Source organism: Roseicyclus sp. (assembly GCF_018402035.1).
Lineage (GTDB): Bacteria > Pseudomonadota > Alphaproteobacteria > Rhodobacterales > Rhodobacteraceae > Roseicyclus.
Map to the genome: position 1 here is coordinate 92,808 of NZ_JAGYJN010000006.1, position 19,608 is coordinate 112,415.

23 protein-coding genes are annotated in these 19,608 nt (G+C 61.2%); 11 read left to right on the top strand and 12 right to left on the bottom strand.

Annotated features, from left to right (window positions below; genetic code table 11):
• Positions 1–2 precede the first annotated feature (2 nt).
• Positions 3–704 carry a response regulator transcription factor gene (locus tag KG698_RS11060; protein ID WP_213685634.1) on the bottom strand — a complete coding sequence of 234 codons (702 nt, stop codon included), beginning with the start codon at positions 702–704 and terminating at the stop codon, positions 3–5.
• 323 nt (positions 705–1,027) lie between these two features.
• Between KG698_RS11060 and KG698_RS11065 the strand changes: the two genes are divergently transcribed.
• Positions 1,028–2,626: a phosphoenolpyruvate carboxykinase gene (locus KG698_RS11065; RefSeq protein WP_213685635.1), complete on the top strand. Its 1,599-nt coding sequence runs from the start codon at positions 1,028–1,030 to the stop codon at positions 2,624–2,626.
• Positions 2,627–2,671: 45 nt separating this feature from the next.
• On the opposite strand, the gene KG698_RS11070 is transcribed toward KG698_RS11065, so the two are convergent.
• Positions 2,672–3,445 carry a sulfite exporter TauE/SafE family protein gene (locus KG698_RS11070; RefSeq protein ID WP_300983646.1) on the bottom strand — a complete coding sequence of 258 codons (774 nt, stop codon included), beginning with the start codon at positions 3,443–3,445 and terminating at the stop codon, positions 2,672–2,674.
• 169 nt (positions 3,446–3,614) lie between these two features.
• Here KG698_RS11070 and KG698_RS11075 point away from each other — a divergent pair, with 169 nt between their 5' ends.
• Both KG698_RS11075 and thpR read left to right on the top strand, forming a co-directional pair.
• Positions 3,615–5,303, top strand: coding sequence for an acyl-CoA dehydrogenase family protein (locus KG698_RS11075; RefSeq protein WP_213685636.1), 1,689 nt, complete (start codon positions 3,615–3,617; stop codon positions 5,301–5,303).
• A 31-nt stretch (positions 5,304–5,334) separates the two neighbouring features.
• On the top strand, positions 5,335–5,874 hold the full coding sequence (gene thpR / locus KG698_RS11080; protein WP_213685637.1) for an RNA 2',3'-cyclic phosphodiesterase: 540 nt from the start codon (positions 5,335–5,337) through the stop codon (positions 5,872–5,874).
• Here thpR and recO read toward each other — a convergent pair.
• Complete coding sequence (recO, locus tag KG698_RS11085) at positions 5,871–6,596, bottom strand: DNA repair protein RecO (RefSeq protein WP_213685638.1); 726 nt, start codon at positions 6,594–6,596, stop codon at positions 5,871–5,873. The genes thpR and recO overlap by 4 nt on opposite strands.
• A 98-nt stretch (positions 6,597–6,694) precedes the next feature.
• On the opposite strand from recO, the gene KG698_RS11090 reads away from it, so the two are divergent.
• Positions 6,695–7,279 (top strand): Pr6Pr family membrane protein, encoded by a 585-nt coding sequence (locus KG698_RS11090; protein ID WP_213685639.1) that lies wholly within the window; start codon positions 6,695–6,697, stop codon positions 7,277–7,279.
• A 5-nt stretch (positions 7,280–7,284) separates the two neighbouring features.
• On the opposite strand, the gene KG698_RS11095 is transcribed toward KG698_RS11090, so the two are convergent.
• Together KG698_RS11095 and era are read right to left on the bottom strand one after the other, a co-directional pair.
• Positions 7,285–7,620: a DUF1491 family protein gene (locus tag KG698_RS11095; RefSeq protein WP_213685640.1), complete on the bottom strand. Its 336-nt coding sequence runs from the start codon at positions 7,618–7,620 to the stop codon at positions 7,285–7,287.
• A complete protein-coding gene (gene era, locus KG698_RS11100) occupies positions 7,620–8,525 on the bottom strand; it encodes a GTPase Era (RefSeq protein ID WP_213685641.1) in 906 nt (301 codons plus the stop codon). The genes KG698_RS11095 and era overlap by 1 nt, the downstream gene beginning before the upstream one ends.
• 140 nt (positions 8,526–8,665) lie before the next feature.
• Here era and argC point away from each other — a divergent pair, with 140 nt between their 5' ends.
• Positions 8,666–9,580 (top strand): N-acetyl-gamma-glutamyl-phosphate reductase, encoded by a 915-nt coding sequence (gene argC / locus KG698_RS11105; RefSeq protein ID WP_213685642.1) that lies wholly within the window; start codon positions 8,666–8,668, stop codon positions 9,578–9,580.
• Between the two features lie 41 nt (positions 9,581–9,621).
• On the opposite strand, the gene rnc is transcribed toward argC, so the two are convergent.
• The 6 genes from rnc to ispH all read right to left on the bottom strand — a co-directional run bounded on the left by rnc (position 9,622) and on the right by ispH (position 13,747).
• Positions 9,622–10,305 carry a ribonuclease III gene (rnc, locus tag KG698_RS11110; protein ID WP_213685643.1) on the bottom strand — a complete coding sequence of 228 codons (684 nt, stop codon included), beginning with the start codon at positions 10,303–10,305 and terminating at the stop codon, positions 9,622–9,624.
• On the bottom strand, positions 10,302–11,087 hold the full coding sequence (gene lepB, locus KG698_RS11115) for a signal peptidase I (protein ID WP_213685644.1): 786 nt from the start codon (positions 11,085–11,087) through the stop codon (positions 10,302–10,304). Before lepB ends, rnc begins: the two co-directional genes overlap by 4 nt.
• 76 nt (positions 11,088–11,163) lie before the next feature.
• The gene (locus KG698_RS11120) at positions 11,164–11,787 is read right to left on the bottom strand and encodes a trimeric intracellular cation channel family protein (RefSeq protein WP_213685645.1); all 624 of its coding nucleotides are present in this window, start codon (positions 11,785–11,787) and stop codon (positions 11,164–11,166) included.
• On the bottom strand, positions 11,784–12,233 hold the full coding sequence (gene rnhA / locus KG698_RS11125) for a ribonuclease HI (protein WP_213685646.1): 450 nt from the start codon (positions 12,231–12,233) through the stop codon (positions 11,784–11,786). Before rnhA ends, KG698_RS11120 begins: the two co-directional genes overlap by 4 nt.
• 9 nt (positions 12,234–12,242) lie before the next feature.
• On the bottom strand, positions 12,243–12,713 hold the full coding sequence (locus KG698_RS11130; RefSeq protein WP_300983653.1) for a DUF3429 domain-containing protein: 471 nt from the start codon (positions 12,711–12,713) through the stop codon (positions 12,243–12,245).
• An 83-nt stretch (positions 12,714–12,796) separates the two neighbouring features.
• Complete coding sequence (gene ispH, locus KG698_RS11135; RefSeq protein ID WP_213685647.1) at positions 12,797–13,747, bottom strand: 4-hydroxy-3-methylbut-2-enyl diphosphate reductase; 951 nt, start codon at positions 13,745–13,747, stop codon at positions 12,797–12,799.
• A gap of 144 nt (positions 13,748–13,891) precedes the next feature.
• Between ispH and KG698_RS11140 the strand changes: the two genes are divergently transcribed.
• Both KG698_RS11140 and KG698_RS11145 read left to right on the top strand, forming a co-directional pair.
• The gene (locus KG698_RS11140; protein WP_213685648.1) at positions 13,892–14,368 is read left to right on the top strand and encodes a cytochrome c; all 477 of its coding nucleotides are present in this window, start codon (positions 13,892–13,894) and stop codon (positions 14,366–14,368) included.
• Between the two features lie 3 nt (positions 14,369–14,371).
• Positions 14,372–15,004, top strand: coding sequence for a trans-aconitate 2-methyltransferase (locus KG698_RS11145; RefSeq protein ID WP_213685649.1), 633 nt, complete (start codon positions 14,372–14,374; stop codon positions 15,002–15,004).
• Here KG698_RS11145 and KG698_RS11150 read toward each other — a convergent pair whose 3' ends face one another.
• A complete protein-coding gene (locus KG698_RS11150) occupies positions 15,005–15,580 on the bottom strand; it encodes an NYN domain-containing protein (protein WP_213685650.1) in 576 nt (191 codons plus the stop codon).
• 145 nt (positions 15,581–15,725) lie between these two features.
• On the opposite strand from KG698_RS11150, the gene folK reads away from it, so the two are divergent.
• From folK to KG698_RS11170, 4 genes are all read left to right on the top strand, one after another.
• Complete coding sequence (folK, locus tag KG698_RS11155) at positions 15,726–16,280, top strand: 2-amino-4-hydroxy-6-hydroxymethyldihydropteridine diphosphokinase (protein WP_300983656.1); 555 nt, start codon at positions 15,726–15,728, stop codon at positions 16,278–16,280.
• Between the two features lie 98 nt (positions 16,281–16,378).
• A complete protein-coding gene (rpoZ, locus tag KG698_RS11160; protein WP_213685652.1) occupies positions 16,379–16,732 on the top strand; it encodes a DNA-directed RNA polymerase subunit omega in 354 nt (117 codons plus the stop codon).
• Positions 16,733–16,761: 29 nt separating this feature from the next.
• A complete protein-coding gene (locus tag KG698_RS11165) occupies positions 16,762–18,885 on the top strand; it encodes a bifunctional (p)ppGpp synthetase/guanosine-3',5'-bis(diphosphate) 3'-pyrophosphohydrolase (protein ID WP_213685653.1) in 2,124 nt (707 codons plus the stop codon).
• 74 nt (positions 18,886–18,959) lie between these two features.
• Positions 18,960–19,604, top strand: coding sequence for a DUF2062 domain-containing protein (locus KG698_RS11170; protein ID WP_213685654.1), 645 nt, complete (start codon positions 18,960–18,962; stop codon positions 19,602–19,604).
• Positions 19,605–19,608 lie beyond the last annotated feature (4 nt).

Consider the following 19,608-nt stretch of genomic DNA (forward strand, 5'->3'; position numbering starts at 1 on the left):
GCCTATTCTTCGTTGTAGCGGTAGCCGATGCCATAAAGCGTCTCGATCGCCGAGAAATCATCATCGACGCTGCGCATCTTTTTCCGCAGGCGCTTGATGTGGCTGTCGATGGTGCGGTCATCGACATAGACCTGTTCATCATAGGCCACATCCATCAACTGATCGCGGCTTTTGACGAAACCGGGGCGCTGGGCCAGCGCTTGCAAGAGCAAGAACTCGGTCACTGTCAGCGACACATCCATGCCTTTCCAGTTCACCGCATGGCGCAGCGGGTCCATCGTCAACTGGCCACGCACCATGATGGTGCTTTCCTCGGGCACGCCTGCGGCATCAGATGCAATCGCGTCCTGCCGACGCAGGATAGAGCGGATACGCTCGACCAAGAGCCGCTGAGAAAAGGGCTTTTTGACGTAATCGTCAGCGCCCATGCGCAGTCCCATCAGCTCGTCGATCTCATCATCCTTGGAGGTCAGGAAAATGACCGGCATCCGGCTTTTCTGTCGCAGCCTTTGCAACAGGTCCATCCCGTCCATGCGGGGCATCTTGATGTCGAAAACACCCAGATCGGGGAGGCGGCGGTTAAAGGCGTCCAGCGCGGACTGACCGTCATTGTAGGTTTCGACGTCGAAGCCCTCAGCCTCGAGTGTCATCGATACAGACGTCAGAATATTCCTGTCGTCATCGACAAGTGCGATCCTCGGCATACTCGTGATCCTTGTTACTGCTCAACTGCCTTGTTTTTTCCACATTCTCTCGATTTGGGCCGTGGGAATCAATCGTTAATCGCCGAATCGGGCGAAGCGCCATGTGCGAATTAATCTTTCGAGCGTTAATCAGTGATGAAACTGCCACAGCATTTGCCTTGCATCTTTCCTTACTGCACGCAGGGGTCCGAAAGAAAATGTCGGACTGGTTGCGCTAACTGGGTGACAGCGACCTGTTCAGCCATAAAACCGTCATGTTATAGGGCCGCATGGCACAGGCCCTGACCCATAGGTTGCCACGACCGATCCAGGAGCAACATCAGATGACCACCCCTCGCGTTAACCCGTCACAGACTTTGGCCGCCCAAGGGATGACGGGCCTCGGCACGGTGCATTACAACCTTCTGGAACCGGCGCTGATCGAAGCGGCCATCGCGCGCGGCGAAGGGCGGCTTGGTTTGGGCGGCACGCTCTTGGTGTCGACCGGCACCTTCACGGGCCGTTCGCCCAAGGATAAATTCGTGGTGCGCAGCCCGGCGGTCGAGGACCACATTTGGTGGGACAATAACAAGCCGATGACGCCTGATGCCTTTGATGTGCTGCATGCCGACATGCTGGCGCATATGCAGGGGCGCGATTATTTTGTACAAGATCTCTATGGTGGGGCCGATCCGGCGCATCGCCTTGATGTGCGCGTGGTGTCGGAACTGGCGTGGCACAATCTGTTCATCCGCCACCTTCTGCGCCGCCCCGCCGCCGCAGAGCTAGCGACATTCGTTCCCGAGTACACGATCATCAACTGCCCCAGCTTCAAGGCCGATCCCGCGCGCCATGGCTGCCGCAGCGATACGGTGATTGCGCTGAACTTCGACAAGAAACTGATTCTCATCGCCAACACCGAATATGCGGGCGAGAACAAGAAATCGGTCTTTACGCTTTTGAACTACATCTTGCCCGGCAAGGGTGTGATGCCGATGCATTGCTCGGCCAACCATGCCACCGGCAACCCCGATGATGCGGCGGTGTTCTTTGGTCTTTCGGGCACCGGCAAGACCACGCTTTCGGCCGATCCGGGCCGCACACTGATCGGCGATGATGAACATGGCTGGGCTGATCGGGGCATCTTCAACTTTGAGGGTGGCTGCTACGCCAAGACGATCAACCTGCGCCAAGAGGCAGAGCCGCAGATTTTCGCCACGACCAGCACCTTTGGCACCGTGATCGAGAATATGGTCTATGACCCCGAGACGCTGGTGCTGGATTTCGACGATGCCAGCCTGACGGCAAACACCCGCTGCGCCTATCCGCTGGAGCAGATCGAGAATGCCTCGGCCACGGGGCTTGCGGGCCATCCCAAGAATATCGTCATGCTGACCTGCGATGCCTTTGGCGTGTTGCCGCCCATCGCGCGGCTGACACCGGCGCAGGCCATGTATCACTTCTTGTCTGGCTTCACCTCCAAGGTGGCGGGAACCGAGCGCGGCGTGACCGAGCCCGAGCCGACATTTTCGACCTGTTTCGGCGCACCCTTCATGCCGCGCCGCCCCGAGGTTTATGGCAAGCTCTTGCAAAACAAGATCAACCAGCATGGCGCGACCTGCTGGCTGGTCAACACCGGCTGGACGGGTGGGGCCTATGGCACGGGCAACCGCATGCCGATCCGCGCCACACGCGCGCTCTTGACCGCCGCCTTGAACGGCTCGCTGGCCAAGGGCGAGTTCCGCCGCGATCCCAATTTCGGCTTCGATGTGCCGATGGCATGCGATGGCGTGGATGCGGGGCTGCTTGATCCGCGCGGCACATGGGCAGATGCGGCGGGTTATGATCGTCAGGCGCAAAAGCTGGTGGGGATGTTTGCCGATAACTTCGCGCAATATGTCCCCTACATCGATGATGATGTGAAAGCGGCGGCGATTTCCTAAGCGATGCGCGCCGGATCACCCGCTTGCGGGTGGTCCGGCCGTGGCTTAGCCAAGCAGGCCGCGCCGCACCAGATTGGCCCCCGCCACGATCAGCACGACCAGCGTGACGCGGCGGAACATCTCGGGGTTCAGCCGATCCGACATCCAAAACCCCACCTGCATGCCCAAAAATGCCGGGATCAAGAGCGCCGCTGACCACGGCATCGTGACCGCGTTGAGCACCCCCGATTGCAAATGCCCGACCAATAGGCTGACGGAACCCAAGCCATAGACCACGCCTTGCACCAGCATTTGTTTGGCCTTGGGCATGTTCAGCGCGATGAGGTATAGCACCGTGGGTGGCCCCCATGTGCCGGTCAGCCCACCGATTGCCCCCGACAAAAAGCCCACCCCCCATTCGGAGGGGTGACGCCATCGCGGCGCGATGTGAAAGCGCACACCGCTGAGCTGGATCAGCGACAAGATCACCACCGGTACGCCCAAGACGAGGTAGAATGTCTGCGTCGGGATCGCGGTCACGAATTGCGCGACCACCATGATCATCACGCAGACGATCAAGATATAGCGCCAGAACTCGCGCAAGACCGCGACGGCCTCAGGCAAGGGAAAACGCAAGACCTGCAACAGATTCGACATCACGATGGGAAAGACGATCCCCGCCACCGCGACCAAGGGATCAAGAAACAGCGACAGGCCAGAGATCATCACCAGCGGCATGGCAAAGCCAACGGCACCTTTGACAAAGCCCGCGACCATCGTGACCCCGCAGGCCGCGACAAAGGCCCAAAGGGGCATAAGATCAAAACTCTCTTGCAGCATGGTAATCCCCTTCCGGCGCAGTTCTAGCGCGCAGTCGGGCGCGCTGCACCGCAAAAAGACATGCGACATTTTCCTGCGTTCATGTGGAAAATTTGGTATTTTTGTTGCGCTGCACCTGCAAACACTTTAAGCCACCAGAAAGCCCAAGCCGCGACTGAGGAGACCGACAATGCCCCGTGATGCACAGCCGTTCGCCGAGACCCAAGTCATCCTTGACGATCTCTTGGCGCTGGGCGCTGCCGCCCTTTCGCCGGTTGAGGGGGTGTTGGACATCGCGCGCCTGCGCGTGGCGGCCTTGGTCACGGTCGATGGCCGCATCTCTGCCCCGGCGATCGAAGAGAACCAGACCGCCGCCCATGGTTTGGCGTGGCTGGCCACTTACGTCGAATCGCTGCGCCAGATGCAGGCTTGGGCCGCGCGCTTGAGCGAACAGGGCAAGTTCGGCGAGGTGGAGCAACTGATCCACCAGATCGCCTTTGGCGAATATCTGTCCCAGCTTTCGGGCGGTATCCAGATGAACCAGGCCGAGATCTTGCGCCCGCAGGATATGGGCCTGTCGCCCGAGGATATGCGCGGCCTGTTGTCCACGCCCGCTGTGATGATCCTGACCCAATCGGGCAATACCCAAGCCGCGCGGCTGCGCCTTGTCGCCCTGATGCAGGAACGCCGCGCCGAGATCACCGTGGGCAATGCCGGGCTGGATGACGAACTCGAGATGATCCGCGAACAGTTCCGCCGCTACGCGGTCGACCGGGTCGTGCCACACGCCCATGAATGGCATCTGAAAGATGAGTTGATCCCGATGGCGGTGATCGACGAATTGGCCGAGATGGGTGTGTTCGGCCTGACCATCCCCGAGGAATATGGCGGTTTTGGCCTGTCCAAGGCGTCGATGTGCGTTGTCTCGGAAGAACTCAGCCGTGGCTATATCGGGGTGGGCAGCCTTGGCACACGTTCGGAAATTGCCGCCGAACTGATCCTTGCGGGCGGCACGCAGGCGCAAAAGGAAAAATGGCTGCCCGGCCTTGCCTCGGGTGAGATCTTGCCCACGGCTGTTTTCACCGAACCCAACACCGGCTCTGACCTTGGGGCCTTGCGCACCCGCGCGGTCAAGGACGCGAACGGCGATTGGATCATCAAGGGCAATAAGACTTGGATCACGCATGCCTCGCGCACCCATGTGATGACGGTTCTGGCCCGCACAATCCCCGACACCACCGATTACCGGGGCCTGTCGATGTTTTTGGCCGAGAAAACGCCGGGCGATGACGCGAACCCCTTTCCCGATGAGGGCATTTCGGGCGGCGAGATCGAAGTGTTGGGCTATCGCGGCATGAAGGAATACACGGTCAATTTCGACGATTTTGCCGTGAAGGGTGAGAACCTTTTGGGCAGTGAAGAGGGCCAAGGCTTCAAGCAGCTGATGCAGACCTTCGAAAGCGCCCGCATTCAGACGGCGGCGCGTGCCATCGGTGTGGCGCAGAGCGCGCTGGATGAGGGGATGCAATATGCCGAAGACCGCAAGCAATTCGGCAAATCCCTGATCGACTTTCCGCGCGTGGCCAGCAAGCTGGCCATGATGGCGGTCGAGATCATGATCGCGCGGCAATTGACCTATTTCAGCGCATGGCAGAAAGACCATGATCGGCGCTGCGACCTCGAGGCGGGGATGGCCAAGCTGTTGGGTGCGCGCGTGGCATGGGCCTGCGCCGACAACGCGCTGCAAATCCATGGCGGCAACGGTTTCGCGCTGGAATACAAGATCAGCCGCATCCTGTGCGACGCGCGCATCCTCAATATCTTTGAAGGCGCCGCCGAGATTCAGGCACAGGTGATCGCACGGCGGCTGTTGGGTTGAGCCGAGGGCAAAAGGCGCGCTAGGTTGCCCCATGCGCGCCTTTCTCGCCCTCGACATTCCCGATGATACCGCCGCTGCGCTGGTCCGGTTGCAATCGGGTATCCCCTTTGGCCGCCCCGTGCCCGAGGACAATCTGCACCTGACGCTCGCCTTTTTCGAGGACGCGCCCGAGGACGGGCTTGAGGCGCTGCACGAAATGCTCAGCGCCCTGCGCATGCCGCCCGTCGAGATCCGCTTTACTGGCATCGACAGCTTTACCGAAAGCCAGCACGGGCTGATCTTTGCCGATGTCGCGCGTAGCCAAGCGTTGCAGGCGCTTCATGACCGGATCGCCAGCCTTTGCCGACAGGCGGGGCTTGATCTGCCGCGCCGCCGCTTTCGGCCCCATGTCACCTTGATGCGCGCAAACCGTCGCCCTGATGGTGCGGGCCGCGACCGGCTGGCCGCAAGCTTGGGCGCGCGGTCCGATCTGCCGGGGTTTACTGCGCGTGCGGCGACGCTTTACCGCTCCAACCTTGGGCCGCGCGGCGCGATCCATGCGCCTTTGGCCGCCTATCCGCTTTCGGGCTAAGCTACGCGCGCCGCGATCAGATCGATCAGGCGCGTGCGCGCGGCGGGCAGGGGTTTGTTGCCCAGCGCATGGGCCAGATGCGTGGACAGGAAATGCCCCGTGGTCTGTAGGCCCAACACCACCTCGCGCGGGTCATCACCGGGTACGCTGCGCATGACACCGGGCAGCGGCAACAGCCGATCCGCCCACGTCCCCGCCCCCGCGACCGAGACCGCGCGCCCCGAGCGCGGCGAGACATAGGCCAGACCTTGCGTCACCCCCGTGACGGCACAGGATGAAAGATCGAGGCCAAAGCCCGTTTCCTCTAACAGCGCTTGTTCCCAGCCAAGATAGGCCTCGACCCAGCGATCCGCGCCCAGCCCGTCAAGCAGGGCCGCGCTGCGCGCATAAAGCGCGGGGTAGGCTTGGCGTTCAGGCAGCGCAAAGGACAAAAGCGCGCAAACCGCGCTGAGCCCGGCCAGCATCAGCCGATCCTCCATCGCCGCCGCCGCGCGCCCCTTGACCAAGTCGATGGTATAGCTGCCCATGTGTTGGTCGAGCCGCGCCCGCCATGTCGCGTCAAGCTGTGCGCCGGGTTGCAACAAGGGCGCCATTTTGCGCGAGGCACCCCCGCGCACCACGCCCAAGTGGCGGCCATGTTCGGCGGTGAAAAGATCGACGATCGCGGCATGTTCGCCATGCCGACGTATGCCCAAAACGATCCCCTCGGCGCGCCATTCCATGGGGCGGAGTTAAGCCTTGCGGCCCCGGCTTGTCCATCGCGCAGGCACATGGCAGGTTTTCGCCCATGTATCTGGTGTTGCCCCGTTCGGCCCGTCGCATGGCATTGGCGATCGCCTTTCTGGCGCTGGCCTCGCTTTGTGCGCAATTTATCCATCTGCATGGCCGCGCGGATGTGCCGATGGTCGTGACCGCATGGGATATGGCACGCTATTTCACGATTTTGACCAATCTTTTGGTGGTGCTCACCTTTGCGCTGATCGCGCGCCCGGTGCGTGCAGAGCTTGCCGCCCCTTGGTTGGCGGCATTGAGCTTGTCGGTCATGATGTCAGGGCTGATCTATCATCTGGCGCTGGCCCATCTTGTCAGCTTCACCGGGCTTGGATGGTGGGCCGATCATGGGCTGCACAGCCTGACGCCTGTCGCCATCGCGCTGTGGTGGGTGTTCCATGCGCCCAAGCAACGGCTCGATTATGGCGATTTGCCGATTTTCCTGCTTTGGCCGTCGGTCTACGGCGCCTATGCGCTGGCGCGAGGTGCCGTGGATGGGGTCTATCCCTATCCCTTCATCGATCTGGCGCGTGAACCGCCCATCGTGGTGGCAACCCATTTAACAGGGCTTTTGGTGCTGTTCTTGCTGGGCGGTGTTGTGATGATCATGATCGGGCGTTTTGCTGACCGGTAGGTGCTTCAGGCCAAGCCATCTTCGCCGAGCAGATGCCGCCCCGCGCGATCCTCAAGCTCGATCACCCAAAGGTCGGGGTCAAAACCGCGTTGGCGGGCAATCGCGCGATCCACCTCGGCCTCGGGGCCTTGGGCCAGTTCCATCCAGCGGCTTTCGCCGCTCATCGGGTCGCTGCGGCGTTGAAACGCCACGGCCAGACCATCAAGCGTGCTGCATTTGACCAACACCGCACCCGCCGTCGCATCGCCGCGCGCGATGACATAGGCGGGGATATCGGCCTGCCTGAGCCGCGCCAGATATGCCGCGACCCAAAACTCTGCCGTCAGCCGGGCCACTGCCATCAATTCCCGTCGCGGAAATTAAGCCCCATCTCGGAATAGCGCTCGGCCTCGTCCAGCCAGTTTGGCCGCACCTTGACCTGCAAGAACAGATGCACGCGGCGGCCCATGAAAGCTTCTAATTCTTCGCGCGCGGCCTTGGAGACGGATTTGATCGTCTCACCACCCTTGCCCAGCAAGATGCCCTTATGGCCATCGCGGCTGACATAGACGATCTGGTCGATCCGCGCCGAGCCATCTTGGCGCTCTTCCCAATTCTCGGTCTCGACGGTGAGCTGATAGGGCAGTTCTTCGTGCAGGCGCAGGGTCAGTTTTTCGCGCGTCATCTCGGCTGCGATCATCCGCATCGGCAGATCGGCGATCTGATCCTCGGGGTAAAGCCATGGACCTTCGGGTAGGGATTGCCCCAGCCAAGCGCGCAGATCAGCGACGCCATAGCCCTTTTCCGCCGAGATCATATAGGTGCGCTCGAAGGGAAAGGCTTCGTTCATCTCTTCGGTCAGCTTGAGCAGCGTGGGTGCCTCGACCCGGTCGATCTTGTTGACCGCCAAGGCGACGCGCCGCCCACGGGCCTTGTCTTGCATGGCGGCCAGAATGGCCTTGACCCCTTCGGTCATGCCGCGATGCGCCTCGATCAACAGCACAATGATATCAGCATCAGCCGCACCACCCCACGCAGCGGCGACCATGGCGCGGTCCAGCCTGCGGCGGGGTTGAAACAGGCCGGGCGTATCGACGAACACGATCTGCGCCTCGCCCTCGATGGCGACACCGCGGATACGCGCGCGCGTCGTCTGCACCTTGTGGGTCACGATCGAGACCTTGGCCCCCACCATCCGGTTGAGCAGCGTGGATTTGCCCGCATTGGGCTCTCCGATCAGGGCAACGAAACCGGCACGGGTGGTCATGGGATATGTCCTTGGGATCTCTGGTCTGTGGTCCTAGCCCATCACGAGCGGATTTGCCACAGTCCACAGTTGCGCGAAACGGGCCTTTGGCTGTATGCGCGCGACACAGAAGCGATCATGCGGCGTAGAAGGGGATGATCATGACGGCGAAGGTTTTCATCGATGGCGAAGTTGGCACGACCGGGTTGCAGATCCGCGCGCGTCTGGCACGCCGTGATGATATCAGCCTGATCTCGCTTTCCGAGGCCGACCGCAAATCGCGCGAGGCCCGGCTTGCGGCCTTTGCCAAAGCCGATGTCGCGATCTTGTGCCTGCCCGATGCGGCAGTCCATGACATCGCGCCCGATCTACGTGCCTTGCCCTGCCGGGTCATCGACGCCTCGACCGCGCATCGCACCGATCCCGATTGGGAGTTTGGCTTTGCCGAGCTTAACGCAGGCGCGCGCGCCCGGATTGCGGCCGCGAAATATGTCTCGAACCCGGGCTGCTATTCCACGGGTGCCATCGCGCTTCTCAGGCCGATGATCGATGCCGGGCTGATCGCGGCTGATCATCCGATCACGATCAACGCGATCTCGGGCTATTCTGGCGGTGGCAAAGCGATGATCGCCGAGTTCGAGACCGGCGCGGTCACGGGTGGTTTCGTCTATGGCACCGCGCAAAAGCATAAGCACCTGCCCGAGATCGTGGCGCGCGCAGGGCTTGCGCGCAAACCGATCTTCGTGCCGCAGGTGGGCCAGTTCGCCCAAGGCATGATCGTGCAAGTGCCGCTGCACCTCGCCCCCGGCGGGCCAGAGGCCGCGCTGGACGCGCTGCGCGCGCATTACGCAGGCCAGCATTTCGTGCAGGTGTGCGCGCGTGAGACCATGGGCGACCGGATCGATCCGCAGCGCGTGAATGACACCAACAAGATGGAATTGACCGTTGATGGTGACGCCGACAGCGGGGCCACGGTGCTGATCGCGGTTCTGGACAATCTGGGCAAGGGCGCATCAGGGGCTGCGGTGCAGAACCTCAACCTGCTGTTGGGTCTTGATGAGGCGGTTGGCCTTTAGCGCCATCCGCCATCATCTTTGCGCGTCACATCCGCGGGCGCTTAGTGTGCGCCGAGCCGATCGAGCAGGGCTTTTGCCGCGGCTTGTTCGGCCTGTCGTTTGACCCGCCCCTCGGCCTCGATTGCCTGACCATCGGCGAGCCGCGCTTCGACCCGAAAGACCGGTGCATGATCCGGCCCTTCGCGGGATACTTCACGATAGGCGGGTGGGGGCATGCCACGCGCTTGCGCCCATTCTTGCAGCGCGGTCTTGGCATCGCGCGCATCATCGGCCACGCCCGCCACGCGCGCACCCCAAAGCCGCAACACCACCGCGCGCGCCGCTTCAAAACCGCCATCGAGATAGACGGCGGCGATCACCGCCTCCATCGCGTCGCCCAAGAGCGCGGTTTTGCGCCGCCCGCCTGTCGACATCTCGGATTTGCCAAGCCGCAGCACCGCACCCAGATCAAGCTCGCGCGCGACCTCGGCGCAGGTTTCCTTGCGCACTAGAGCATTGAAGCGCGGGGCAAGCTGGCCTTCGCTGGCATCATTGTCTTGGGCCAGCACCGCCTCGGCCATCACAAGGCCAAGGATACGATCACCCAAGAATTCGAGCCGCTGATTATCCGGCCGTGTCGATGAGGACAGCGAGGCATGCGTGAGCGCGCGGGTGATCAACTCGGGCTGGGCAAAGCGATGGCCTAGCCGGTCGCAAAACGCCTCAAGCTCGCGTGCCAGCTTCACTCGATTGCCTCGAAGAAACGGTCAGACCGCCATGTCCAGAAATAGACCATGCGCTGGCCTGCCGATGAGAACATGACGCGGTCTGCACGGCCCAAGATATTCTCAAACGGCACGAAGCCCACACCGCCAATCGATTGCGGAAAGCGCGAATCGACCGAATTGTCGCGGTTGTCACCCATCATGAAATAATGACCCTCGGGCACGATGAATTCCGGCGTGTCGTCGCCCCGGCTGCCATCGGTGATGTTCAAGATCGCATGGCTGACCCCGTCGGGCAGCGTTTCGATGAAGCGCGGTTTTTCACAAACCCCGCCCGCACCGACCGGCGCATTGGCGCAGCGCGGCGGAAGACCCTGCGGCCCCTGCGGCGCAAAAGTCTCGAGAAATGGCGCGACGGAAACCATGCCGGCGGCGGTGCCGTTGAGATGCAGCACGCCCCGGATCATCTGGACCCGATCACCGGGTAGGCCGATCACCCGCTTGATGAAATCCGTGCCTTCGGTGGGGTGGCGAAACACCACCACATCGCCGCGCGCAGGTTCGCGCGCAAAAAGCCGCCCCTCGAAGGGGCAGATCGAAAACGGGCAGGAATGGCGCGAATAGCCATAAGCCATCTTGTTGACGAAGAGAAAATCACCAATCAGCAGCGTGTCTTTCATCGAGCCCGAGGGAATCCAGAAGGGCTGAAAGAACAGCGTGCGAAACACACCCGCGATCAACAGCGCATAGACGATTGTCTTGACCGTTTCCAAGATGCCGTCTTGTTTGGCCGCTGCTGCCATGATGCCCTGCCTTTTCGCGTTGCCTTTGTGCGCGGTCTTGGGCCAGCCCTGCGGCTGTGTCAAGAAATCTGGCGGATCATCCGCGTGGCGGGCGCGGCTTATAGACGGGAAGCTGCCACCCAAAGAGCAGTGATCCCGCACGCAACGCAAAGCAGATCGCCACACAGGCCACCAGCGACAGCACCTCGGAGGGCCAAAGCGCATCGGCGATGACTGCCGCGCCACTCCCGGCCAAGGCGGCGGTGACGTAAAGCTTGCCCGTGCGAATAAGCAGCGGCACTTCATTGGCGACGATGTCGCGCAAAAGCCCCCCAAAGCACCCCGTTGTGATGCCCATGATCAAGATGATCGGCACGCTTTGCCCGGTCTCGGTCGCAGCGCGCACGCCGGCCGCAACCGCGATGGGCAGGGCCAGCGCGTCGAGCCATGTCAGCACCATTTGGCGGCTTTCCAAAAGATGCGCCGTGAAAAACACCAAAACGGCGGCGGCGCAGGCGATGGCAAGCGGCGTGGGGTCAGCGATCCAGAACACCGGATTGCGATCCAGCAACAGGTCACGCACCGTGCCGCCGCCCAGCGCCGTCAGGCTGGCCAAGAAGGCAAAACCGATCAGGTCAAGCTGCGCACGCGATGCGGCCAAGGCACCGGTCAGGGCAAAGACCAGCACTGCCGCGTAATCGAGGGCTGTCAGCACGCTCATTTGAAGGGTTTCATGCCCGCGCGCGCCAATTCATCGGCGCGTTCATTCTCGGGGTGGCCGGCATGGCCTTTGACCCATTCCCAAGTGACGCGGTGGCGCGACTGCGCGGTATCCAAACGCTGCCAAAGTTCGATGTTTTTCACCGGCTTGTTGGTCGAGGTTTTCCAGCCATTGCGCTTCCAGCCGTGAATCCAGCCTGTGACGCCGTTCTTCACATAGGCGCTGTCGGTCACGATGGTGATGGTCGAGGGCCGCTCCAGCGCTTCGAGGGCGGCGATCGCGGCCAAAAGCTCCATCCGATTGTTGGTCGTGTCAGCCTCACCGCCGCTGAGCGCGCGTTCCTTGACGACGGTCTGGCCATCCTTGGCCTGCAACAGCGCACCCCAGCCACCCGGGCCGGGATTGCCGGAACAGGCCCCATCGGTATAGGCGAAAAGCTCAGGCATCAGCGGACCTCATACCAGCACGCCGATGCCAAGGCAGATGACGACCACTGTGCTGAGCATCAGGCGCAGCCGCATCCACCAGCCCGGTGCAAGCCCAAGGCGCGCCGCGCTAAGGTCGATGGCCAAAAGCGCGACGAAGCCCGCGATCAGCATGACCAAGCTTGCGCGTGGTTCGGCAAAGGCGGTGAGGAACACGAAAATCGCGGGGATAACGGAGAGCGCATAAAATAGTGTTGCCTGCTGCGCCTCGGCCTTGGCGGCAAAGCCCCAGATCACGCCCGCCATGAAACACAAAATGACGATGCCGTAGATTTGCAGCAGCGCGCGCCCGCTGTGATTGACGCTCCAGATTTGGCCCAACCCGCCAAGCGCGGGCCATAGCACCGAGAGCGCCCCGTAGATGAAAGGCAAAAGGCCAGCAAGGCCAAGGATCAGGGCAGGGGCGGGGATGCGGTTCATGATCGGTTTGTGCATCGCCATGGATGTCTGGGCAAGGGATGTGCCGGATTTTCGTACGAAAATCCGCAATCTGCGATTTTTCGTACGAAAAATCGTGCTCTCGCTCACACGGCTTCGCGCAAGAGCCTTGGCACTTTGAACTCGACATTCTCTTCGGCGGTGATCACGGGCTTTATCGTCACATCATAGCGGTCGCGGAAGGCGTCGATGACTTCGTTGACCAAGACCTCCGGTGCGCTGGCCCCCGCCGTGATACCCAAGCTTCCGATGCCTTCAAGCGCGCGCCAATCGATATCGGCGGCGCGCTGCACAAGCTGGGCGTAACCGCAGCCTGCGCGCGCCCCAACCTCGACCAGCCGTTTGGAGTTCGAGGAATTGGGCGCGCCCACCACCAGCATCGCATCGCACAAGGGCGCCATGGCCTTGACCGCTTCTTGGCGGTTGGTGGTGGCGTAACAGATATCTTCCTTGTGTGGGCCGACGATGGCGGGAAAGCGCGCTTTCAATGCCGCGACGATATCGGCTGTGTCATCGACCGAGAGCGTGGTTTGGGTCACAAAGGCCAGCATTGCCGGATCGCGCACAGCGACCTGTGCAACATCTTCCACCGTTTCGACCAGCAACACCTCGCCCTCGGGTAACTGACCCATGGTGCCGATGGTTTCAGGATGACCCGCATGGCCGATCATGACCATTTGCAGCCCGTTCTCGTGATGGCGCGCGGCCTCGATATGGACTTTGCTGACCAGCGGACAGGTGGCATCGACGAAAAGCATCTGGCGCGCTTGCGCTGCCGCAGGCACGGATTTCGGCACGCCATGGGCCGAGAAGATCACCGGGCGGTCAAGGGGGCAGTCATCCAGCTCTTCGACAAAGACCGCACCTTTGGCCCGCAGATCGTCGACGACAAACTTGTTATGGACGATCTCGTGGCGCACGAAAACCGGCGCGCCCCATTTCGCGAGCGCCATCTCGACGATCTTGATCGCGCGGTCCACGCCCGCACAGAACCCGCGCGGTGCGGCAAGATGGATGGTAAGCGGCGGCTTGGTCATTTTGGGCCTCGGGCGGCATGGGCATGTGTCGTTATGCAACCAGAGGTAAGTGTTTCCTGTGCTTGCGTCCAGCCTTTGGGCTTGCCTTCCTGTAGGGGGAAGCATGCAAATGTCACCAAGCTCGGATCTGTTGGGAGGTTGTCGATGCGCGTGCTTGGAATTGTGACGGGGCTTTGCATGACCATCGCGCTGGGTGCGGCGGTCTTTCCACCTTCTCTGGCGCGCGCGACGATTCCGACGGGTCAAATCCTGCTTTGGCAAGATCGTGATGTGGTTGTAGCGGGGGCCGCGATTTATGCCGATACCTGTGCCGCGCGCCATGGTGGCGCGCTGGAGGGGCAGCAAGATTGGCAAATCCGGATGGAGAATGGTCGGCTTCCCGCCCCGCCCCATGACCAAAGCGGGCATACTTGGCATCATCCCGACAAGCTTTTGATCGATATCGTCACCCGCGGCACGGCGGCGATCGTTGGGCGCGGCTATGAAAGCGACATGATGGGGTATGCTGATATTCTGACCGAGGCAGAGATCATCGCGGTGCTGAGCTTTATCAAATCAACCTGGCCTGCCGAGGTGATCGCCATTCACAACGATATCAACGCCCGCGCTGCGATGGAGTGAGCGATGGATACGACCGCCAAGGCGCATTGGGATCAAGTTTATGGCAACCGAGACGAGGCTGAGCTGACTTGGTTCGAGGAGATGCCAGAAATCTCGGCAAGCTTGATCAGCGCATATGCAAAGCCCGATGCGCATGTGATCGACATCGGTGCGGGTGCGTCGCGCTTGGTCGATCTGCTGATCACGCGGGGCTATCAGCGGCTTCACTGTCTGGACCTGTCGCAAGCGGGATTGGATGTCAGCCGTGCGCGGCTCGGCGACAAAGCGCAATCGGTTGATTGGATCGTGGCCGATGTAACGCGCTGGACCCCTGATCCGGGGCTTTACGCCCTATGGCATGATCGTGCGGCGTTTCATTTTCTGACCGATCCCGATCAACGCGCCGCTTATGTGGCGGTGATGGCCGCCGCCTTGCAGATCGGTGGCCACGCGGTGATCATGAGCTTTGCCCTTGACGGGCCGGAGCGCTGTTCCGGCCTTCCGGTTCAGCGCTATGACCCCGCGACATTGGCGGCCATGCTGGACGCGCAGGCGCCGGGCGCATTTGCCCTTGTCGCGTCGCAGATGCACGCCCACCACACGCCAAGTGCAAACACACAGGCTTTTCAGATTTCGGTTTTTCGCCGCGTCGGGTGATTAATCTTGCTCGTCATCGCCGCTGCGATTGCGGTCCTCGCGCGGTTCACGCGGGGGGCGGCCGATGACATCGCGCAGTTCATCGAGTTCGATGAAATTATCGGCCTGACGGCGCAAGTCATCCGAGATCATCGGCGGGTGCGAGCGAATCGTGGACACGACCGACACCCGGCACCCTTTGCGCTGCAACGCCTCGACCAAGGAGCGGAAATCGCCATCGCCCGAGAACAGCACGATATGATCGACATGTTCGGCCGTCTCCATTGCGTCGACGGCCAGTTCGATATCCATATTGCCCTTGATCTTGCGTCGGCCTTGGCTGTCGGTGAATTCCTTGGCGGGTTTGGTCACAATGGTGAACCCATTGTAGTTCAGCCAATCGACAAGCGGCCGGATTGGCGAAAAATCGTCGTTTTCCAACAAGGCCGTGTAATAAAATGCGCGCAACAGCTTGCCGCGTTGCATGAACTCGCTGCGCAGGCGCTTGTAGTCCATGTCAAAGCCAAGTGCCTTGGCGGCGGCATAAAGGTTGGCGCCATCGATGAATAATGCGAGACGCTCGTCACGGTAAAACATAATCACTCTTCCTTGATGAATGTATTTTGAAAATCGGGCTTTGGGTTCTGTCACGCGTGTGGCGCGTGCAACCCTCAGATGAATGCTTGGGAGTAATTGGCTTTTGATTGGATCCGTTGAAAAACGCACCGCAGCGCGGGCATTGTTGGCTTTCGGAGGCAATCTTGCGCATTCTGGCCAGCTTCCGCAAGAGATCTTGCAAACCGCGGCCAGCATGCTTGGCGCGCGTTTGGCCGCGCCGCTTGAGATGAGCCGGCTTTACCGCACACCGGCTTTTCCAGAGGGGTCGGGGCCTGATTTCGTCAATGCAGCGGCGGCCGTCGCGTGGCATGGCAGCGCCGCCGCGTTGTTGGCGATCTTGCACGAGATCGAGGCCGCGCTGGGCCGCACCCGCCGCACGCGGTGGGAGGCGCGGGTGATGGATATCGATCTGATCGCGCTGGGAAACGAGGTTTGGCCCGATGCCCAAACCCAGCAAGGCTGGGCCGATCTGTCGGTGGAACATGCCGCCCATCAAACGCTCGATCAATTGATCTTGCCCCATCCGCGTATGGCCGAACGTAGCTTTGTCCTTGTGCCTTTGGCTGATGTTGCGCCCGATTGGTGCCATCCGCTGACAGGGTTGAGCGTGGCGCAGATGTTGGCCGCCCGCCCCGCAGCCGAGCGTGCCAGTGTGGTCGCGTTGGACAGCAACGCCTGAACAAGCCGCTTGCGCGGTTCGGGCTTGTCATTTGCGCCGCCCGGGCTTAGATCGTGCCTTTCTGATGCCCCTGTGCAGAATCTGGAGGAGCCTCGCTTATGGCCCGCGTCACCGTAGAAGATTGCGTCGATAAGGTTCCGAACCGGTTCGAGCTTGTCATGCTTGCAGCCCACCGCGCGCGCGAGATCACCGCAGGGTCGATGCTGACCGTTGATCGTGACAATGACAAGAACCCGGTCGTGGCACTGCGCGAGATCGCGGATGAAACACAAGGTGCCGATGATCTGCGCGAGCGTCTGATCGAAAGCCTGCAAACCCAGATCGAGGTTGATGAGCCTGAAGATGACGCCATGGCGCTGCTGCAAGGTGTCGACGCAGACCGCCCGTCACATGACGATATGAGCGAAGAGCAAATGCTGCGCGCGCTCATGGAAGCGCAAGGCCAGCGCTAAGGGCCATGCGCAGACAGGTTGGATAGGGCATGCTAGACGCCGACGACCTGATCTCACTGGTTCGAAACTACAACCCCAAGACGAATGAGGCGCTCCTCCGGGGCGCCTATGCCTATGCGCAGCGCATGCATGAAGGGCAAGCGCGCCATTCGGGTGAGCCGTATTTCACCCATCCCGTGGCTGTCGCCGCTATTTTGACCGAGCAGCGGCTTGATGATGCGACCATTGCGACCGCGCTGTTGCATGACACGATCGAGGATACAAAGGGCACCTATACTGAGATTGCCAAGCTGTTCGGTGCCGATGTGGCCGAATTGGTGGATGGGGTCACCAAGCTGACCAACCTCGAGCTGTCCAGCCGCGAGGCAAAACAGGCTGAGAATTTCCGCAAGCTGTTGATGGCGATGTCCAAAGACCTGCGGGTGATCTTGGTCAAGCTGGCCGACCGGCTGCATAATATGCGCACGATCCGCCACATGAAGCCCGAAAAGCAGGCCAAGAAGGCGCATGAAACGATGGATATCTATGCACCGCTTGCGGGCCGCATGGGTATGCAATGGATGCGCGAAGAGTTGGAGGATCTGTCGTTCCGGGTGCTCAACAGCGAGGCGCGCAATTCCATCATGCGTCGTTTCTTGACGCTGCAAAAGGAAACCGGCGACGCGATCCCGCGCATCACCGACGATATCGAGGCCGTGCTAGAGCGCCACGGCGTCAAGGCCGATGTATTTGGCCGTGCGAAAAAGCCCTTCTCGATCTGGCGCAAGATGCAAGAAAAGGATCTGGCCTTTTCGCGGCTGTCCGACATCTACGGCTTTCGCGTGCTGACCGCGACCGAGGATGATTGCTACCGCGTCTTGGGCGCGATCCACCAGCGTTGGCGCGCCGTGCCGGGGCGGTTCAAGGATTACATCAGCCAGCCCAAATCCAACGGCTACCGCTCGATCCATACCACCGTGTCGGGGCGCGACGGCAAACGGGTCGAGGTGCAGATCCGCACACGCCAGATGCATGATGTGGCCGAATCCGGCGTCGCGGCGCATTGGTCCTATCGTGATGGTGTGCGCTCGGAGAACCCTTTTGCGGTCGATCCGGCCAAATGGCTTGAAGGGCTGACCGAGCGCTTTGAGGCGGCTGAGGATGGCGATGAGTTTCTCGAGCATGTGAAGCTTGAGATGTATTCCGATCAGGTGTTTTGCTTCACGCCCAAGGGCGATGTGGTGCAATTGCCCAAAGGGGCCACGCCGATCGATTTCGCCTATACGATCCATACCCGCATTGGTCATTCTTGCGTGGGGGCCAAGGTTGACGGGCTGCGCGTGCCGCTTTGGACAAGGCTTAAGAACGGCCAATCCATCGAGATCATCACCGCCGAGGGACAGACCCCGCAGGCCAGCTGGATCGACATCGTTGTCACGGGCCGCGCCAAGGCCGCGATCCGGCGCATGCTGCGCGAGGAAGACCGCGAGCGCTTTATCAAGCTGGGCCGCGAATTGGCGCGGGTGGCCTTTGAGCAGGTGGGCAAGAAGGCGACAGACAAGGCGCTTGAGACGGCGGCGCGCGCCATTGGGCTGAAAAGCGGGGCCGAGATGCTGGCGCGGATCGGCTCGGCCGAGCTTTCGGCGCGTTCGGTCGTGGCGCGGATTTATCCCGAACTCGCGGGGCAAACCGAGACCAACGCGGTCGAGGTGCGCCGCGCGGTCATCGGCCTTCCCGCAGGCGCCGAGACGCGCCGCGCGCAATGCTGCCAACCCGTGCCGGGCGAGCGGATCGTGGGCATCACCTATCTGGGGCGCGGTCCCATCGTGCATGCCATCGACTGCCCTGCGCTGGCTGATTTCGACGATAGCCCCGAGCGTTGGATCGATCTGCACTGGACAGAAGGGCGTCATGCCCCAATTCACAACGTGACCATTGATGTCACGATTTCGAACCAAAAAGGGGTGCTTGGACGCATCTGCACATTGATTGGTGAGCAGAACGCCAATATCTCGGACCTGAACTTCATTGATCGGAAACTGGATTATTTCCGCTTGTTGATTGATGTCGATGTGCGCAACGCAGAGCATCTGCATGCGGTAATGATGGCAGTTGAATTGGATAGCGATGTGGCCAGTCTGCAGCGGTCCCGGAACCTCGACCGGCGCCCCTGATCGGCCAGAGGAAGACGGGTTCGCGGTTGCACCATGAGGTGCGATGCGGGCCGTAACGGAAGGGCAGGCTCGTCGTGGTATTCAAGCGCCGCGATCCAAGATCGATCCTGCGGATCGTCGGTGAAGCGTTCTGGCCGCGTGGCGGCTGGATGCGCGGCTTTCAATATGTTCGCCACCGCATGCATCGCCTGCCCGGCACGCCCGAGCAGATTGCGCGTGGCGTGTTTGCTGGGGCTTTCACCATCTTTACACCATTCTTTGGCCTGCATTTCTTTGTCGCCGCCGCGCTGGCGCGGATGATGCACGGCTCAATCCTTGCGGCATTGCTCGCCACATTCTTGGGCAATCCGCTGACCTATGTGCCGATCGCGATCATTTCGCTGCAAATCGGCCACTGGATGCTTGGTACAGATATGCGCGGCGAGGTGGATGATTCCATCTTTTCCAAATTCGCTGCTGCTGCTGGCGATTTATGGCATAATTTCAAGGCGATGTTTACCGATGAACGCGCCCATTGGGGCGATTTGCATCGGTTCTATGACGATGTGTTTTTCCCTTGGATGATCGGCGCGATCATCCCCGGCGTGATCTGTGGCGTGATTTGCTATTACATCAGCGTGCCGGTGATCCGCGCTTATCAAAAGCGGCGTACGGCGCGGTTGCAAAAGAAGATGCAAAAGCTCCGCGATCAAGCTGGCGCAGCGGCGGCAAAACACTAGATCG

Coding starts and splice junctions, on each gene's coding strand:
- KG698_RS11095 (WP_213685640.1), bottom strand. CDS start 7,620: ATGGCAGTGGCCCGGCTGACGGCAGAGTTTTGGGTCGCGGCATATCTG.
- KG698_RS11120 (WP_213685645.1), bottom strand. CDS start 11,787: ATGAGCGTGCTGACAGCCCTCGATTACGCGGCAGTGCTGGTCTTTGCC.
- lepB (WP_213685644.1), bottom strand. CDS start 11,087: ATGGCAGCAGCGGCCAAACAAGACGGCATCTTGGAAACGGTCAAGACA.
- KG698_RS11075 (WP_213685636.1), top strand. CDS start 3,615: ATGCCCCGTGATGCACAGCCGTTCGCCGAGACCCAAGTCATCCTTGAC.
- KG698_RS11070 (WP_300983646.1), bottom strand. CDS start 3,445: ATGCTGCAAGAGAGTTTTGATCTTATGCCCCTTTGGGCCTTTGTCGCG.
- KG698_RS11060 (WP_213685634.1), bottom strand. CDS start 704: ATGCCGAGGATCGCACTTGTCGATGACGACAGGAATATTCTGACGTCT.
- KG698_RS11165 (WP_213685653.1), top strand. CDS start 16,762: ATGCTAGACGCCGACGACCTGATCTCACTGGTTCGAAACTACAACCCC.
- ispH (WP_213685647.1), bottom strand. CDS start 13,747: ATGACCAAGCCGCCGCTTACCATCCATCTTGCCGCACCGCGCGGGTTC.
- era (WP_213685641.1), bottom strand. CDS start 8,525: ATGACCACCCGTGCCGGTTTCGTTGCCCTGATCGGAGAGCCCAATGCG.
- KG698_RS11090 (WP_213685639.1), top strand. CDS start 6,695: ATGGCATTGGCGATCGCCTTTCTGGCGCTGGCCTCGCTTTGTGCGCAA.
- thpR (WP_213685637.1), top strand. CDS start 5,335: ATGCGCGCCTTTCTCGCCCTCGACATTCCCGATGATACCGCCGCTGCG.
- KG698_RS11065 (WP_213685635.1), top strand. CDS start 1,028: ATGACCACCCCTCGCGTTAACCCGTCACAGACTTTGGCCGCCCAAGGG.
- rnhA (WP_213685646.1), bottom strand. CDS start 12,233: ATGCCTGAGCTTTTCGCCTATACCGATGGGGCCTGTTCCGGCAATCCC.
- KG698_RS11150 (WP_213685650.1), bottom strand. CDS start 15,580: ATGTTTTACCGTGACGAGCGTCTCGCATTATTCATCGATGGCGCCAAC.
- KG698_RS11145 (WP_213685649.1), top strand. CDS start 14,372: ATGGATACGACCGCCAAGGCGCATTGGGATCAAGTTTATGGCAACCGA.
- rpoZ (WP_213685652.1), top strand. CDS start 16,379: ATGGCCCGCGTCACCGTAGAAGATTGCGTCGATAAGGTTCCGAACCGG.
- KG698_RS11130 (WP_300983653.1), bottom strand. CDS start 12,713: ATGGCGATGCACAAACCGATCATGAACCGCATCCCCGCCCCTGCCCTG.
- KG698_RS11140 (WP_213685648.1), top strand. CDS start 13,892: ATGCGCGTGCTTGGAATTGTGACGGGGCTTTGCATGACCATCGCGCTG.
- argC (WP_213685642.1), top strand. CDS start 8,666: ATGACGGCGAAGGTTTTCATCGATGGCGAAGTTGGCACGACCGGGTTG.
- recO (WP_213685638.1), bottom strand. CDS start 6,596: ATGGAATGGCGCGCCGAGGGGATCGTTTTGGGCATACGTCGGCATGGC.